The organism is Pseudomonas sp. GW704-F2, from assembly GCF_059423025.1.
This window is the reverse complement of record NZ_JBWKXO010000002.1, coordinates 263955-278378: the sequence shown is the minus strand read 5'-3', so window position 1 is coordinate 278378 and position 14424 is coordinate 263955. Positions and strand designations below refer to the sequence as shown.

At 60.8% G+C, this 14424-nt stretch carries 20 protein-coding genes; 9 read left to right on the top strand and 11 right to left on the bottom strand.

The window, feature by feature from the left end; genetic code table 11:
• Positions 1-13: 13 nt before the first annotated feature.
• From AC07W0_RS03140 to sctU, 9 genes are read left to right on the top strand one after another with little or no spacing between them, the layout of a single operon-like run.
• Positions 14-916, top strand: a complete 903-nt coding sequence (locus AC07W0_RS03140) for an FHA domain-containing protein (RefSeq protein ID WP_102618061.1) — start codon at positions 14-16, stop codon at positions 914-916.
• Positions 913-2271 carry a FliI/YscN family ATPase gene (locus AC07W0_RS03135; protein WP_046384778.1) on the top strand — a complete coding sequence of 453 codons (1359 nt, stop codon included), beginning with the start codon at positions 913-915 and terminating at the stop codon, positions 2269-2271. The genes AC07W0_RS03140 and AC07W0_RS03135 overlap by 4 nt, the downstream gene beginning before the upstream one ends.
• The gene (gene sctO, locus AC07W0_RS03130) at positions 2258-2686 is read left to right on the top strand and encodes a type III secretion system stalk subunit SctO (RefSeq protein WP_102618062.1); all 429 of its coding nucleotides are present in this window, start codon (positions 2258-2260) and stop codon (positions 2684-2686) included. Before AC07W0_RS03135 ends, sctO begins: the two co-directional genes overlap by 14 nt.
• Positions 2683-3138 (top strand): type III secretion system HrpP C-terminal domain-containing protein, encoded by a 456-nt coding sequence (locus AC07W0_RS03125; protein ID WP_017844425.1) that lies wholly within the window; start codon positions 2683-2685, stop codon positions 3136-3138. The genes sctO and AC07W0_RS03125 overlap by 4 nt, the downstream gene beginning before the upstream one ends.
• Positions 3135-4148: a FliM/FliN family flagellar motor switch protein gene (locus AC07W0_RS03120; protein WP_046488026.1), complete on the top strand. Its 1014-nt coding sequence runs from the start codon at positions 3135-3137 to the stop codon at positions 4146-4148. Before AC07W0_RS03125 ends, AC07W0_RS03120 begins: the two co-directional genes overlap by 4 nt.
• A complete protein-coding gene (gene sctR, locus AC07W0_RS03115) occupies positions 4145-4798 on the top strand; it encodes a type III secretion system export apparatus subunit SctR (RefSeq protein WP_046384774.1) in 654 nt (217 codons plus the stop codon). Before AC07W0_RS03120 ends, sctR begins: the two co-directional genes overlap by 4 nt.
• A gap of 7 nt (positions 4799-4805) precedes the next feature.
• Positions 4806-5069 (top strand): type III secretion system export apparatus subunit SctS, encoded by a 264-nt coding sequence (sctS, locus tag AC07W0_RS03110; protein ID WP_102618063.1) that lies wholly within the window; start codon positions 4806-4808, stop codon positions 5067-5069.
• Between the two features lie 9 nt (positions 5070-5078).
• The gene (gene sctT, locus AC07W0_RS03105; RefSeq protein WP_017844421.1) at positions 5079-5867 is read left to right on the top strand and encodes a type III secretion system export apparatus subunit SctT; all 789 of its coding nucleotides are present in this window, start codon (positions 5079-5081) and stop codon (positions 5865-5867) included.
• Complete coding sequence (gene sctU, locus AC07W0_RS03100; protein ID WP_017844420.1) at positions 5864-6961, top strand: type III secretion system export apparatus subunit SctU; 1098 nt, start codon at positions 5864-5866, stop codon at positions 6959-6961. The genes sctT and sctU overlap by 4 nt, the downstream gene beginning before the upstream one ends.
• Here the strand turns inward: sctU and AC07W0_RS03095 are convergent, their stop codons facing one another.
• The 11 genes from AC07W0_RS03095 to AC07W0_RS03045 all read right to left on the bottom strand — a co-directional run bounded on the left by AC07W0_RS03095 (position 6962) and on the right by AC07W0_RS03045 (position 14132).
• On the bottom strand, positions 6962-7333 hold the full coding sequence (locus AC07W0_RS03095) for a hypothetical protein (protein ID WP_017844419.1): 372 nt from the start codon (positions 7331-7333) through the stop codon (positions 6962-6964). It lies immediately after the preceding gene.
• Positions 7330-7533, bottom strand: coding sequence for an HrpT family type III secretion system protein (gene hrpT / locus AC07W0_RS03090; protein ID WP_057005746.1), 204 nt, complete (start codon positions 7531-7533; stop codon positions 7330-7332). Before hrpT ends, AC07W0_RS03095 begins: the two co-directional genes overlap by 4 nt.
• Positions 7530-9671: a type III secretion system outer membrane ring subunit SctC gene (gene sctC, locus AC07W0_RS03085; protein ID WP_102618064.1), complete on the bottom strand. Its 2142-nt coding sequence runs from the start codon at positions 9669-9671 to the stop codon at positions 7530-7532. Before sctC ends, hrpT begins: the two co-directional genes overlap by 4 nt.
• A gap of 14 nt (positions 9672-9685) precedes the next feature.
• Positions 9686-10078, bottom strand: coding sequence for a type III secretion protein (locus AC07W0_RS03080; protein ID WP_102618065.1), 393 nt, complete (start codon positions 10076-10078; stop codon positions 9686-9688).
• Between the two features lies 1 nt (position 10079).
• Positions 10080-10298: a hypothetical protein gene (locus AC07W0_RS03075; RefSeq protein WP_026139725.1), complete on the bottom strand. Its 219-nt coding sequence runs from the start codon at positions 10296-10298 to the stop codon at positions 10080-10082.
• An 86-nt stretch (positions 10299-10384) separates the two neighbouring features.
• On the bottom strand, positions 10385-10981 hold the full coding sequence (gene sctL / locus AC07W0_RS03070) for a type III secretion system stator protein SctL (protein ID WP_017844414.1): 597 nt from the start codon (positions 10979-10981) through the stop codon (positions 10385-10387).
• 2 nt (positions 10982-10983) lie between these two features.
• A complete protein-coding gene (locus AC07W0_RS03065; RefSeq protein ID WP_046488039.1) occupies positions 10984-11541 on the bottom strand; it encodes a hypothetical protein in 558 nt (185 codons plus the stop codon).
• Positions 11534-12340, bottom strand: a complete 807-nt coding sequence (gene sctJ, locus AC07W0_RS03060; protein ID WP_026139723.1) for a type III secretion system inner membrane ring lipoprotein SctJ — start codon at positions 12338-12340, stop codon at positions 11534-11536. Before sctJ ends, AC07W0_RS03065 begins: the two co-directional genes overlap by 8 nt.
• A gap of 6 nt (positions 12341-12346) precedes the next feature.
• Positions 12347-12709, bottom strand: coding sequence for a hypothetical protein (locus AC07W0_RS03055; protein ID WP_256580898.1), 363 nt, complete (start codon positions 12707-12709; stop codon positions 12347-12349).
• 111 nt (positions 12710-12820) lie between these two features.
• Entirely contained in the window at positions 12821-13024 is a 204-nt protein-coding gene (locus AC07W0_RS03050; RefSeq protein ID WP_017844410.1) for a hypothetical protein, read from the bottom strand.
• A gap of 181 nt (positions 13025-13205) precedes the next feature.
• Entirely contained in the window at positions 13206-14132 is a 927-nt protein-coding gene (locus tag AC07W0_RS03045; protein ID WP_017844409.1) for a sigma 54-interacting transcriptional regulator, read from the bottom strand.
• Between the last annotated feature and the right edge of the window lie 292 nt (positions 14133-14424).

Below are 14424 nucleotides of genomic sequence, written 5' to 3'. Positions count from 1 at the left end.
GGAGGGCTTGCTGATGTTTGAACTGCGCGTGTTGGAGGGGTTGAATCAGGGCGCTGCGTTGCCGTTGTTTGGCGAGCAGTGGAGCCTGGGTTGTCACACGGACGCCGACCTGCTGCTGACCGACGCTGGGGTGGTTGAGCATCATGCGCGGCTGCGGTTGATCGACGGGTTCTGGTCGGTGCAGGCGGAAGCCGGGCTGTTGCAAAGCAGCACCGGGCAGGCGCTGGCACAGATCGCCGACCTGGCGCTCAATACGCCTTTTTCGCTGGGCAGCATTCGCCTGTGCGTCGCCTTGGCCGACCAGCCTTGGCCCCGGGCGGCGGTCGCGCAGGTCACGCCAGCCGCCGAGCCGCGCCAGGAGGCGCCGCCCGCGCTGGTGCTGTCGTCCATCCCGCCGTTTCAGCAGAAGCGCCTGATCAGCCTGGTGCTGGTGTGTGCGGTGATTATCGTGGCGGTCGGCATGGCGTCCACCGGCGAGCATGAGGCCCAGGCGTCGTTGATGCCCGTCGAGCCGCAAAAGCCCAACCTCGGTTCACCGCTCGAGGTGCGTCAGCAGTTGCTCAAGATGCTCGGCGAGCGCGAGCTGGACCATCGCGTCGGCTTGCAGGTGATCAATGGGCAGATCGCCCTCAATGGCGATGTGTCCCAGGAAGAGGTCGAACTCGTGGCGCGCATGCTCAGCCGCTTTGCTGAACAGTTCGATACCGCCGTGCCGGTGATCAGTCGTGTGCGGGTACGTGACAACATCCTGCCGTTCAAGATCTTGCAGATCGTCGGCGGGCCGAGCGGTCATGTGGTGTTGGAACACGGCGACCGTTTGTTTGTCGGCGATGAGGTGGATGGCCTGCGGCTGGTGCTGATCGACAACAGCAAGGTGGTGTTCGACGGCGCGCAACGCTATGAGGTGCGCTGGTGAGCGGCACGGTGCAGGAGCGTCTCGACGCGTGGCAATTGATTCAGTCCCAGGGCCTGGCCCGTTTCGCGCCGGTGTCGATGCGCGGGCGTATCCAGCGTGTCAACGGCATGCTGTTGCAGTGCCGGCTGCCCCAGGCGCGTATCGGTGATCTGTGCCAGGTCGAAAAAAAGCCTGGCGATTACATGCTGGCCGAAATCATCGGGTTCGATCAGCAGGATGCGGTGCTCAGTGCCCTGGGCAATCTGGAGGGGGTGCGCGTCGGCGCCGCGGTGGAGCGCCTGGGGGTGCCGCACCGGGTGCGGGTCAGCGACGAGCTGTTGGGCCAGGTGCTGGATGGTTTTGGTCGGCCGATTGCCGGCGAGGGCCCCAGTGCGTTCGTCGAGGCGGATACGCCCGACGCGACCACGGTGTTGTGCGAGGCGCCATTGCCCACGGAGCGCCCGCGCATCAGTCGTGCGTTGGCCACCGGCGTGCGCTCGATCGATGGCTTGCTGACGTTGGGCGAGGGCCAGCGTGTCGGGCTGTTCGCCGGCGCCGGTTGTGGCAAAACCACGTTGTTGGCCGAGATCGCCCGTAACGTGGAATGCGATGTGATTGTGTTCGGCCTGATCGGTGAACGGGGCCGCGAATTGCGCGAGTTCCTCGATCACGAACTGGATGACCAGTTGCGTGCCAAGGCCGTGCTGGTGTGTGCCACGTCCGACCGCTCCAGCATGGAGCGCGCGCGTGCCGCGTTCACGGCGACGGCGCTGGCCGAAGGTTTCCGGCGCAAGGGCAAGCGGGTGTTGTTGCTGATCGACTCGTTGACCCGTTTCGCCAGGGCCCAGCGTGAAATCGGCCTGGCCGCCGGCGAACCGTTGGGCCGCGGTGGTTTGCCGCCGTCGGTGTACAGCTTGTTGCCGCGCTTGGTGGAGCGCGCCGGGTTGACGCGCGAAGGCGTGATCACCGCGATCTACACCGTGCTGATCGAGCAGGACTCGATGAGCGATCCGGTGGCCGATGAAGTTCGCTCGCTGCTCGACGGCCATATCGTGCTGTCTCGCAAGCTGGCCGAGCGGGGCCACTACCCGGCAGTGGATGTGCTGGCCAGCCTTTCACGAATTTTGAGCAACGTTGCCGAGCCTGGGCACATCCAGTCGGGCACGGCGTTGCGCCGCCTGTTGTCGGCTTACCAGCAGATCGAGTTGATGCTCAAGTTGGGCGAGTACCAGCCCGGCAACGATGCGCTGACCGATCTGGCCGTGGACAGCCGCCAGGCGGTGGATGACTTCCTGCGCCAGGACCTGCGTGAACCCTCGCCCATCGCCTCGACCCTGGATCACCTGATGGAGCTGACTGCCTATGTCCCTTTCTGACGTATTGCCGAGTGACATCGACACCTTGCGGCGCTTGCGTCGATACCGCGCAGACCGCGCCGAGCGGGCGCTGCGGGAGGCCAAGCGGGCGCACCAAACGCTGGTGGTGCATATCCAGCAGGCCCAGGAGACGCTGGAGCAAACGCGCCAGGAAGAGGCCCGGCAATCCGCGCAACTGTTGAGTGAACACCAGGGCCAGGTGGTGACCTTCAAGGCGCTGAAAACCTGGAGCGCCAAGGAGCAGCACTTGTCGGCCGGCACCCGCCGCGAAGAAAGCCAGTTGAAGACCCTGCAAGGGCAACGCGAAGAGCAGGCGGTGCAGGTCGGCAGTGCGCAAAAGCACGTGACCTTGTGTCTGCGTCAGGTGGAAAAAATCCAAGAACTCTCCCATTTACTCGCGCAGGAACCGCTATGAACCACGTTTCAGTCAACCCGTCTGAGCGCCAGTACCCGCTTGAGTTCTGGGGCGACCGTGTGCCGGCAATCGACGCGCTGGCGCCTTGGGAGCCACGGCTGTTTGCCCAGTTGTTGAATGATGACAGCGACGACGCGAGCCAATGGCAGTTCCTGGCCGGAATCAAGGCTTCGGGGGAAACCGCCAGGGTCGATGCGTTGAGCGAGCAATTGGTTTCGCGGATGGACGGCGTGTCGCAGTGGCCGCTGACGGCGGTCTTGTATTTGCCGCACCTGGGGCGGATCGACAGCAGCATCGGCCGAGAGCAGGGCGCCTGGAGGGTCGAGTTGCGCGCCGAGCGAGAGGGCACGACGCGCTGGCTCAGCGGGGTACGGCAACAGTTCGAGCAAAGGCTCGCCGCGAGCCTGGCACGGCCGGTCAGCGTGCATTTGGCACATACGGCGCTGGCATGATGATGCCCTCCCTGGCGTTACCCACGGTCAAGGGCGATGTGGCGGCGGCCCGGCGACGGTTGGGGCGCGGATTGCGCATGTCGTACCAGGTTGGCGAGCTGCGCGGAGAGTTGCGGCTGGAGCCCGGGGCGGCCCCCATGGGCGTCCAGCCGCTCTGTTTCGAAACAGCCTGCGGCGTATTGGGGTTCAGTGAACCGGGGCCGCAATTCAGCTTGCTGGGCGAATGCCCGGTGACGTTGGCGCAGGCGGGCAACGATCCGGACTCCTGGTTCTGGGCCCTGTTTCAACATCATTTGAGTGCCCAGGTGCGGGCGCTGTTGGGGCATCTGCGGCTATTGCCCTCTGCCCGGCCATTGAACTTCGGTTGCCGGTTGTGCGTGACGCTCGGCGCTTCCCACGTGGTGGGCTATCTGTGGCTGTCGACCGAGAGCTTTCTGGCGTTGTGCGAGGCCGGGCCGTGGCGCCGCATGGCCAGCCCGATGCCGACGCGTTTTCAGTTGGCGCTGCCCGTGACGATCGGGCGCCTGCGCGTGCCCCTCAGCCAATTGCGCGGCCTGCGCGCCGGCGATGTGCTGATGTTCGAGCAGGTGTATTTCCAAGCCCATGGCAACGGCCATGTGCAGGTCGGCAGGCAGCGCCTGTGCGTGTTTATTGATGATGAATCCGGGCCTGTCTGCCTGACCCTTACTTCGATCGAGGAAGCGCCTTTGGAAGAGGATTTCGCAACACCGCCCTATGCAGGGCATGAAGACGACACGCCGGTGGTGGATGTCTTCGGGCATGAACCGTTCGACGAACTGAGCATGGCGCTCAATGTGCGATGCGGCACGCTCAACCTGACCCTCGGCGAGCTGCGCAACCTGGCGCCCGGCGCGGTGCTGGGCATTTCCGGGTATGCGCCGGGCATGGCCGGGTTGTATTACGGCGACCGCCCGCTGGGCGTGGGGCAATTGGTGGAGGTGGACGGTCGCCTGGGGTTGCAGATGTCTCGTGTGATTTTTTCCCGATGAGTTTTCAAGGCGTAGACCCGATTGTCCTGGCCGTGTTCGTGGGGGCCTTGTCGTTGATGCCCATGCTGTTGATCGTCTGCACCGCGTTCTTGAAGATCGTGATTGTGCTGATGATCACCCGCAACGCGATCGGTGTGCAGCAGGTGCCGCCCAGCATGGCCATCAACGGCATCGCATTGGCGGCGACCCTGTTCATCATGGCGCCGGTGGGCTATGAGATCGCGGAGGTCGTCAAGGTATCGCCCCTGGACTTGAGCAACGTGAGCACGCTGCAACAGACCGGGCTTGAGGCGGTGCAGCCGTTGCGGACGTTCATGGTGCGCAACAGTGACCCGGACATCCTCACCCACCTGCTGGAAAACACCGCGCGCATGTGGCCGCCGGCCATGGCGCAGGAGGTCCAGCGCGAAGACCTGATCCTGCTGATCCCGGCGTATGTGTTGTCGCAGTTGCAGGCGGGGTTCGAGATCGGCTTCTTGATCTACATCCCCTTTATCGTGATCGACCTGATTGTCTCCAACCTGCTGCTGGCGCTGGGGATGCAAATGGTCTCGCCCATGACCATTTCCCTGCCGCTCAAATTACTGCTGTTTGTGATGGTGTCCGGCTGGTCGCGGCTGCTGGACAGCCTGTTCCTTTCCTATCTCTGAGCTGCCTATGGAACCGATCGTACTGTTCAAACAGGGCATGCTGCTGGTGGTGGTGCTGACGGCGCCGCCGCTGATTGTCGCGGTGATCGTGGGCGTCCTGACGTCACTGATCCAGGCGCTGATGCAGATACAAGACCAGACGCTGCCTTTCGGCGTCAAGCTGGTCGCCGTTGGCGTCACGTTGGTGGTGACCGGGCGTTGGATTGGCCTGGAGTTGGTCCAGTTGATGAACCTGACGTTCGACATGATCGCCCGTTCGGCCTTGAATTGAGGCGTGCCCATGCTGCTCTATCTTGATTTACTGCCAAGCCTGCTGATTGGCATGGCACGCATCTACCCCTGCGCTTTTCTGGTCGCGGCGTTCTGTTTCCAGCACATCCGCGGCATGCCCAGGCACGCCGTGGTGATGGTCATGGCGTTGATGCCCGCGCCGGGTATTCATGCGGCGCTGATGGGGCAGGAACTCTCCGCGATGATGTTGGGCGCGCTGGTGCTCAAAGAGGCGATCCTGGGCGTTTTGCTGGGGGTGTTGCTGTCGATGCCGTTCTGGATGTTCGAGTCGGTCGGGGCGCTGCTGGACAACCAGCGCGGGGCTTTGGCCGGCGGTCAACTCAACCCGTCGCTGGGCCCCGACGCCACGCCGATCGGGCATTTGTTCAAGCAACTGGCGATTTTTTTATTGATGGCCAGCCTGGGTCTTGGCGCGCTGACCCAGGTGATCTGGGACAGCTACCTGATCTGGCCGCCGACCGTGTGGTTTCCGTTGCCGGCGGCCAATGGCCTCAGTGTGTTTGTCGAGTTGGTCGGCGACACCTTCACTCACATGATGCTGTACGCCGCGCCCTTTATCGCCGTACTGCTGTTGCTCGAGTTCGGCGTGGCACTGTTGGGGATCTACAGCCCGCAACTGCAGGTGAGTACGCTGGCCCCGCCGATCAAATGCCTGGCCGGCATCGGTATTCTGCTGCTGTATTTCGCCCTGCTGCAGGACTTGATCGTCGGGCGCATGGCGCTGCTGAGTGACCTCAAGCATTCCCTGGGCCTGCTGTTCAAGGGGCCTTTTACATGAGTGACTCAGGGGAAAAGAAACACCCCGCCAGTGCCAAGAAACTGCGTGACCAGCGCAAGAAAGGCCAAGTCGCGCAGAGCCAGGACGTGGGTAAGTTGTTGGTGCTGACGGCCTTGAGCGAGATCGCCTTGTTCACGGCCGACACCAGCATGCAGCGCTTCCAGCAGATGATCGCACTGCCGCTGGCGCGCATAGGGCAACCCTTTGCGCGCGCCCTGGAAGAAGTGCTGACGGAGGCGCTGGTGTTGTTTTTCTCCTTCGGCCTGCTGATGGTCGGGGTCGCGATCGGGGTGAAGCTGATCAGCAGCTGGATGCAGTTCGGCTTGCTGTTCGCCCCCGAATCCCTGAAGTTGGACTTCAACCGGTTGAACCCGCTCACCCAGCTCAAGCAGATGTTCTCCGCCCAATCCCTCATGAACTTGTTGATGGGCATCGGCAAGTCATTGCTCCTGGGCTTGATACTGTACGTGGTGATTGGCCCGTCGCTGGGGGCCCTGATCAACCTTGCCAACAGCGATCTGCAAAGCTACATCCTCGCGCTGATCACACTCTTTCGGCACTTGTTGCATGCGTGTCTGGGGGTGCTGCTGGTGCTGGCGCTTATTGACCTGACGTTGCAGAAGTACTTTTTTGCCAAGCGCATGCGTATGACTCAGGTCGAGGTGGTCAAAGAGTACAAAGACATGGAGGGCGATCCCCACGTCAAGGGCCAGCGGCGCTCGTTGGCTTATCAGTTGGCCCAGGAAGAACCCAAGGTCAAGCTGCCCAAGCTGGAGGAGTCGGACATGCTGGTGGTCAACCCGACGCACTTTGCCGTCGCGTTGTATTACCGCCCCGGCCAAACGCCGCTGCCAAAATTGGTGGCCAAGGGCACGGACGCGAATGCGCGTAAGCTGATTGATCGAGCCAAGGCGGCGGATGTCCCGGTGATTCAATGCGTATGGTTGGCGCGCACGCTGTACGAGGCAAAACTGGGGGCGGGCATTCCGCGCGAGACCTTGCACGCGGTGGCGTTGATCTACCGTACCTTGCGCGACCTCGACGATGAGGCCAAGCGTGAAACCCTCGAGTTGCCGGAGCTGGAGCAGCGCTGATCAGCGGTTGGCGAAACCATCCAAGGCGTCGAGGTCGGCCAGCGACAGCATTCGGCTGAGGACTTGATCCACGGCCTGAAGCTCGGCGGGCAGGGCGTGCCAGATCACCAGTGCGCCCTGGGCATCGAGGTAGATATAGCAGCCATCAAATACCACTGCCTGATCGAAGCGGCGTTCCAGCACGCGTTGCAGTTGCCCGGCTTGCAAGGCCGCCTGGCTGATGTGCAATGCCAACCCCGGGCGGGCGTTGGCGTGCCGTGTGTGCAGGGCGATGCCCAGGCACAACGGCAGGTGAGCGGCATCGCCGCTCACCAGGCTATCGAAGAATGCCTGCCGATGCCGCTCATCGTCCGGCACCCTCCCGGCGTTCATCGTTCCAGCGACACCGTTTGATAGTCCGAACGCTCCCCGGCCGGGCCGGGTTCGACGCGCATGTGCGGCGGCCACCAGATCACCAGCTTATCGCTGGTCGATTGTGGGCGTGAGCAGGAGTCCCCTTTGCAGGTCGGGGTGCAACCGCTGATGAACAACGCGGTAATCATCAGAGTGGCGCACAACAGTCTTGGCTTCATGGCGTGGTCTTCCGGGTTGGCGTGAGCAGGGACGGGCGCGGCACACTCAGGTGTTCATCCTTCACCACCGGGCGCATGGCGATGAACACTTCGGCTTCTTCGCCCGGCTTGAGCCAGGCGCGTGGCCAGACGGTGACCGCCAGGGTCTCGGAGTTGCTGCATTCTTTTTCATCGATGCGGACATTGCGCTTGTACTGATTGCGCAGCACCACCACAGCCACGTTGAACTGCGGGCCGGCATACCACTGGCTGCGCTCGGTATTGAGCGCCAACAACTTGCGAGGGGTACACAACGTATTCAACGCCAGCGGCATTGGTGCGGCCTTGAAGGCTTTGGGCACTTGCCCGCTGACCAGATGCGCCAGGATGCTGGTGATGTCGCTGCGGTTGATCACCGGCTGATGTGGGGCCAAGCGCCGTGCCAGGGGTTTGAGGGCAGCCTGCAACTCGCTCTGGTCGGCCTGCGGCAAGTAACGTGATGGGTCGGACTGATCGCCGATCACGCGCGGGGTGAGAATGAACAAACGTTCGCGCCGGTTGTTCTGGCGTTCCGTCGAAGAGAACAGCGCTTTGCCCAGCAACGGAATGTCCCCCAGCAAGGGGATCTTGTTTTGCTTGTCCGCGCTGTTCGTTACATGGAAACCGCCCACCACCAGGGAGCGTTTTTCCGCCATGACGGCCTGGGTGCTGACCTTGCCCCGACGCACATCGGGGCCGATGCGTTCGGGGTTGGACTCGTCGAAGTTACCGTCTTCGATATCCACCGCCAGGTGGATCTGATGGCCACCGCGGCTGGTGATGACGCGAGGCACGACCTGGAAACTGGTGCCGACGGTGATCGGCAGGATGGTCGCGTTCTCGTTGCCGGCCGTCAGGTACTGGGTGCGGTTGAAGTCGATCACCGCCGGTTGGTTTTCCAGGGTGAGCACCGATGGGTTGGAGACCATGGTTGCCAGCCCGCGCGCTTCCAGGGCGCGCACGTCGGCGTAAAAGCGGTCGCGGTTTTCGATCGACAATTGTGATGAGGTGCCGGGCGCCATGTTGACCCCGCCGCGGAAGCGACTGTTTTGAAAGCCCCAGTTGACGCCGAACTCACGTAATTGGGTGCGTTCGATGTCGAGGATGATGGCGTCGATTTCCACCAGTTTGCGCGCCACGTCGAGCTGACTGATCAGCTCGCGGTACATCCCCTGACGCTCCGGCAGGTCATAGATCAGAATCGCGTTGTTGCGCACATCGGCCTCGACGCGGATTCGGCTGGGGTTGACCGGCGCCCGCGACGTCAGCGCTATGCCGGCGTCCACCGGCCCGGTTGGCGCGGGTGTGCCGAGCATCTGCCCCAGCAGCGGGTTGCTCAGGCGCGGGAACGCCGGCGTCAGGGGCGCGGGCTGGGACTGCGCGGGGGAGCGCTGAGTCATGCCGGTGAGCATCGCGGGATTGCGTGGGTCGAGCAGCCCGCGCAGCATGGTGGCTACGCCTGGGATGGTGATTCTTTCGTTGCGGTATTCCATTTGGCGGTCCGCGGCGTTGGCGAACTTGAGCGGATAGCTCAACACGCTCTGCTTTTCGTCCGGTGAACGGCGCTGGCTGCTGAACTGCTTGATCTGTTCGATATAGCGCCGGGGGCCGGAGACCAGGACGACACCGTCCTCCGGCAATTCGCCCCAGCCGAAACGACTGTCGAGCAGGCCGATATCGGTCAGCGCCTGCTTGAGGTCGGCAATGGTTTCGGACGACACCTCCAGGCGTGCGGACTCTTGCTGATCAAGGGTGCTGATGTGCAGGGTGTTGTTGTAGAGATACCACTGGAAGCGGTGTTCAACGCCCAGCCTGTCGAGCAGCGACTGCGGGGTATTGGCGCGTATCTTGCCGTTGACGTTGCCCTCCAGCAGGCCCTCGATCTGGAGTTGGGTACCGAAGGTCTGGGCAAAATCTTCCAGGACTTCACGTAACGGCTTGTGCTGGGCTTCATAGGCGTATGCCGTGTTCTTCCATTCGGCGGGGATGGCGGCGAGGGCGCCTGGCGCCGGGGCCAGCAAGCAGGTCAGGGCGATCAGGCACCGCCAATCGGCGCGTCTGGATGAAGTTTCGGGCGGGTCAATGCGCAAGCTGTCGCGCTTGTGGATCTTGTTATGCATAGAAGCTTCTCTGATTAGTACAGCAACGAACGTAGGGAGGAGGGGTTGCGTCGAGGCGCCGGTCTGTGGAGGCGCGCGACGGTGGCGCGCCAGGTATCGCGTTGGTTGAGCAGGGACTCGAGGCAGAGCTGCAGCTGCTGTTCGTCGTGCTTGTCATGCAGGCAATGCATCAGCCAGAGCGCGCCACTGGCCGGCGCCTGGGCGAGAGCGCCTGGAAAGTGTTCCAGGCTGACCTCGCCCAGTCGCAGCCAGCTCAGCAGCAATGATTTGTCCGGGCGAAGTGGCGTCAACTGGACACTGAGCAACAGGCTGTTCGAACAATGACGCAGGATAATTTCGTCATTGTTTTCGAATAACCTCAATTCTCCGGAGCCGCGTTTCAAACACTCGGCCAGCAGCGCGTTCAAGTTACTGACCGCTATCCAGGCCTGACTTCAGGAGCATATGTTTGACGCGGGCATGCTCATTGAAGACGTATTCGGAAGTTCGATGCTTGGCGACAAGATCGAAAAAAAAGGCAAGGTCTTCTTCAGACCCTGAATTGGTTTCTGCGGCGAGGTTGAGGTCACGTTTAACCTCCCTTGCGTCGTTTAAAAGCCGATTGCTGTAACCGTCGTAATAGTTCATGGATTCACTCCGTTGGGATGTTCTCCTTTTTGGTTTGTATTTCGAATTGGTTCCATGTGCGGCAATTTTTATTTCATGAAGTGTGTTTAAAACCCGTTGTCTGAAGGGCTGTCATCGGGCTTCATGAAAATATTGATCAAGGACGTCCAGTCAATCCGGAAGTCCCCTTCTTCGGTGGTCAATATGAGCGATTGCAGTTTGATCGTATCGTCGGCGCGCAGTGTCCAGTGCGTGCTGCCGCGGTTGGTCAGGCATGCCCGCACCGCCTCCAATTCGAGCGGGTGGCAAACCAGTGTTGCCTTCACCGCTGGCACATGGCTCGCCAGTAATTGCTTGATCAGGGCGGCCATGCGTTGGGGGGCGGGGGTGTCTTCTAGCAGCAGGTGAATAGCCTGGTTGGCGATCGAGGTGGCGTATTGTTCAAGGCTGTCGCACAGGGCCTGACGCTCGATTTCCCAGCGTTTGAGTTGTGCATTGGCACGTTGCCATACTTCAACGCTGACTTTTTCCAGCAGCGCTTCACGTTGGGCGTGTGCCGTCTTCAGCAACTGCCTGGCCTCGGCTTTTGCCTGGTCCACCACATTGCTGGCCTGGGTATAGCTCGCCAGTGTTTCGCAAGAGATCAGGCTCCCCGGCAAGGGTGGCGCGCCCCCGGGCGAGCTGATTTTATATCGGCATAACATCGTTAATCTCCGTGCCCCTCTGAGGCGGCAGCGCTACTGTTCCTGTTCATCGCGCCAATGCGCCACGCCACCGCATGCCAAAGGGTATCGAGGCGGCTATGGGAGTCGCCGAGCGACAGGGCTTTTTCGTCCAGATCCAAAATGCGCCGGCGCGCAAAACGCAACCGGATGCGCTGCCAGGTGGCCGGCGTGACCCAGGCGCGGAGCAATTGCAGCGGGTCATTATCGGGTTGCACCATATCCAGGGGCAGGGCCTTGGCCAGCCTGTTGCACCACTGTCGATGGTTGTCATCGAGTGCGGTGGCATAGGCGGGACGGCAGATGCCGTCAATCAGGGCGAGCCCCAGGTCGAGTTGATCCGTGGGGGCGAGTGCCAGTTGCAGGAGTGCGGGGTCGGGCATTGGCGGCAGGCAAGGGGCAACGCCATAAGGCGTGCCCGTGACGACCTGCCGGCTGCGGTGCAGCTCATTCAGCGCGGCGTGTTGAACGGGGGCTTTCCAGTCTTCGTGGGCACACAACCAGGGCGCGGACCACCATTGGGCCCATGAGAGATTACTCATTGCGGGCCTGGACAGGCGCATCCGGGGATGGGCCGTCTGACAGCGCGTCTGCGGCTCTTTGTGTGCGTTTATGCCAGAACATGCCCGCCGCGATCATCAGCGCCAGGGCGATCAGCCCGAATGTCACACTGGCCCGCCAAAAACCGATGTCATCTCCCGGAACCAGGAACGGCCCGAAGTAAGCCAACCGTTGCTGCTCTAAGTAAGCGGTTGCCGGCACGAAGACGACCGTCAGTTTTTGCGGGTTTTCCACCGCGGCGGTCATCCCCGGAATACTGCTTGCAACCATCCTGCGCACCCGGGCCCTGATATTGTCGGGGTCGAGTCGCGGGTCATGCTTGATGAACACCGAGGCGGAGGCGGGTTGTACCGGTTCCCCCGGAGCGACGCGCTCGGGCAGCACCACGTGTACGCGAGCCACGATGACGCCATCGATGTTCGACAGCGTGGTCTCCAGCTCCTGGGACAGGGCATAGATGTAGCGTGCTCGTTCTTCAAGCGGGGTGGAAATAACCCCCTCTTTGCGAAAGGTGTCGCCCAGCGTCGCGCGCGCGACCCGCGGGAGGCCGGCGGCCTCCAGCGTTCGCACAGCGCGGCCGATATCAGTTGAGTTGACCACCACCACAACGCCATCTTTCGCGGGAACCTTGGTGGCGCGGATATGTTTGTCCGCCAGTTCCGCAACGACCTCATTGGCCTCTTGTTCGGTTAACTGACGATGAAGTTCGACACGGTCACTGCAGGCATTGAGCAAGAATGAGAGCGACAGGATTACTAGGATAAGCCGCGGGCGAGTCATGTTGGCCTACTGGAGGTTGCTGATTTTATCGATGCACTGCGCGGTTTTACCGACGCTCTTCGACAACATGTGCGTCAGCAGGAGTGCGTCGGAAAGTTGCCCCGGATATTTTCGCGCCTCTTCCAGTTTGTTCTTGCTGCTTAATGCACGCAGGCTTTTGGTCATACGCTCAGTCATGGAATTGAGCTTGCCTGCGGCTTCGGAAAGCATATTCGGTGGCAGCGCATGATCGACCGCGGTATTCGCAATTGGGGAAGGCATGAGCGTTGAGTTGAAAAAGCTGACATCGGTGGCCGAGTGGGAGGCCTCCTGTATGCCTGAGGTGCCAGGGAGTTGATTGATTTCAGTCGTGCGGATGCTGCCTATCATCATGTTGCCCTGTCAGATAAGGGTTAGAAGATGAGCGTGTATATGACAACGCTCGTGGCGATGTGGCCTTCCCGGCATCGACTGTCGAGAAGGCCAGCAAGCGTTCAGCTATTACAGGCGGAGCATGTCAGCGGCTGCTTTAATACCGTTGGTATTAGCGTTCTCTGCTGCTTTATATGCGTTTTTTACACCATCTTTGCGCTTCTTGGATTCTACAGCCTCCATCCCAGCATCTGCTTCATCAGCAGACATATTGTTGGCGTCACCGCCACCATAGGAGGCGCCAGAATACGAGCCAATCGAACCGATAGTCATGTTGTTTTCTCCGTGCTTAACGTTAGTTTCACTGGAGTCAGCGATACATCAAAAGACGCTGTTGCACACCTGTATCGCTGTTCCATGACTTATGTGGCTAAACGGATTCATGCGTTCCATATGTTGCGGGAAGGTATGTTTCAAAAGATGTTATTGCGTTAACAGGGGGCGGCACCCTGTTTCAGTTAAGTGATATTCCCAAATGCTTTATTCGGTGGTACAGCGTTCGCTTGGCGACGCCTAAAGCGATTGCCACACTGTCCACACAGTGGTCGTGTTGACGAAGCGATTCTTCAATCAGCGATTTCTCCATCTGTTGCAATCGTGTCTTCAGGTTCAATTCAAGTTCATGTCGGTTGATCACCGCGGTGGATAACGGCGGCAGGCCCAACACGAAGCGCTTGGCCGTCGAGCGCAGTTCGCGCACGTTACCCTTCCACGGGTGGCACAGCAGTTGTTGCAATAACTGCTTGCTGGGGGGCGATGGCGCGGCGAGCCGGAAGTGATCGGCCTCTTGCTCAATCATGTCCAGGAACAAGGGAATGATCCGCTCTCGCCGATCCCGTAAGGCTGGTAGGTGGATATTGACCACATTCAGACGGAAGTAGAGGTCGCGTCGGAAAGTGCCTTGCTCGACCATTTCGTGCAAGGCGTGCTGGGCCGAGGCGATCACACGCATGTCTACCGGGATAAATCGTGTAGACCCCAGGCGTTCGACCCCGCGCGATTCCAGTACACGTAACAGCTTGGCTTGCAGCGACAGCGGCATGCTGTCGATTTCGTCGAGGTATAGGGTGCCCAGATGGGCGGCTTCGACAAACCCCGCGCGAGATTGCATGGCGCCCGTGTAGGCGCCGCTGTTGACACCGAACAGTTGGCTTTCGGCCAGGGTTTCCGGGATGGCGGCACAGTTAACTGCAACGAAGTTTCCTTTGCGACGAGACAGCTGATGGATGCGTTGCGCCAACGTATCTTTACCTGTGCCGGTTTCTCCCAAGAGGAGAATATCGATATCGAGAACGGCCGTATTGTTCACGGTCGTTTCGATGGCCGGGCAATCGCTAAAGGTCATGTCCGTTATAAGAACGTTTTCGCAGAGCGTCGACATCGTGTTGTGCTCCGATACTGTTGCCACGTCAGGAGGGCAATTAACCTATGGGTCGACGTGCAGTTAAACAGGAAAGCTTAGTGTTGTCATGATGCGCTGCCGGCGTTAAAAGTGGTACCGGGTATAGGGAGGGCAAGTGCTCTGAAGTTGCAAGCGCTAGTTGAGATGGTTATCCGTGGTCGGCGTAAGATTATTCTTAGAGTGGTGAAGAATAGTTGGGAAGTTTTAATGCTTCGCAGATATGTTGCGGTGTGTGTTCTAAAGTCCTCTTATTTATAATGTATGGCAATGT

Bases quoted from the DNA above. Each gene is read 5' to 3' on its own strand.
- sctC (WP_102618064.1), bottom strand. From the start codon at position 9,671: ATGCATAACAAGATCCACAAGCGCGACAGCTTGCGCATTGACCCGCCC.
- AC07W0_RS03075 (WP_026139725.1), bottom strand. From the start codon at position 10,298: ATGAACTATTACGACGGTTACAGCAATCGGCTTTTAAACGACGCAAGG.
- sctU (WP_017844420.1), top strand. From the start codon at position 5,864: ATGAGTGACTCAGGGGAAAAGAAACACCCCGCCAGTGCCAAGAAACTG.
- sctS (WP_102618063.1), top strand. From the start codon at position 4,806: ATGGAACCGATCGTACTGTTCAAACAGGGCATGCTGCTGGTGGTGGTG.
- sctL (WP_017844414.1), bottom strand. From the start codon at position 10,981: ATGTTATGCCGATATAAAATCAGCTCGCCCGGGGGCGCGCCACCCTTG.
- sctT (WP_017844421.1), top strand. From the start codon at position 5,079: ATGCTGCTCTATCTTGATTTACTGCCAAGCCTGCTGATTGGCATGGCA.
- sctO (WP_102618062.1), top strand. From the start codon at position 2,258: ATGTCCCTTTCTGACGTATTGCCGAGTGACATCGACACCTTGCGGCGC.
- AC07W0_RS03050 (WP_017844410.1), bottom strand. From the start codon at position 13,024: ATGACTATCGGTTCGATTGGCTCGTATTCTGGCGCCTCCTATGGTGGC.
- AC07W0_RS03120 (WP_046488026.1), top strand. From the start codon at position 3,135: ATGATGATGCCCTCCCTGGCGTTACCCACGGTCAAGGGCGATGTGGCG.
- hrpT (WP_057005746.1), bottom strand. From the start codon at position 7,533: ATGAAGCCAAGACTGTTGTGCGCCACTCTGATGATTACCGCGTTGTTC.
- sctJ (WP_026139723.1), bottom strand. From the start codon at position 12,340: ATGACTCGCCCGCGGCTTATCCTAGTAATCCTGTCGCTCTCATTCTTG.
- AC07W0_RS03045 (WP_017844409.1), bottom strand. From the start codon at position 14,132: ATGTCGACGCTCTGCGAAAACGTTCTTATAACGGACATGACCTTTAGC.
- AC07W0_RS03125 (WP_017844425.1), top strand. From the start codon at position 2,683: ATGAACCACGTTTCAGTCAACCCGTCTGAGCGCCAGTACCCGCTTGAG.
- AC07W0_RS03140 (WP_102618061.1), top strand. From the start codon at position 14: ATGTTTGAACTGCGCGTGTTGGAGGGGTTGAATCAGGGCGCTGCGTTG.
- AC07W0_RS03095 (WP_017844419.1), bottom strand. From the start codon at position 7,333: ATGAACGCCGGGAGGGTGCCGGACGATGAGCGGCATCGGCAGGCATTC.
- AC07W0_RS03065 (WP_046488039.1), bottom strand. From the start codon at position 11,541: ATGAGTAATCTCTCATGGGCCCAATGGTGGTCCGCGCCCTGGTTGTGT.
- AC07W0_RS03055 (WP_256580898.1), bottom strand. From the start codon at position 12,709: ATGATAGGCAGCATCCGCACGACTGAAATCAATCAACTCCCTGGCACC.
- sctR (WP_046384774.1), top strand. From the start codon at position 4,145: ATGAGTTTTCAAGGCGTAGACCCGATTGTCCTGGCCGTGTTCGTGGGG.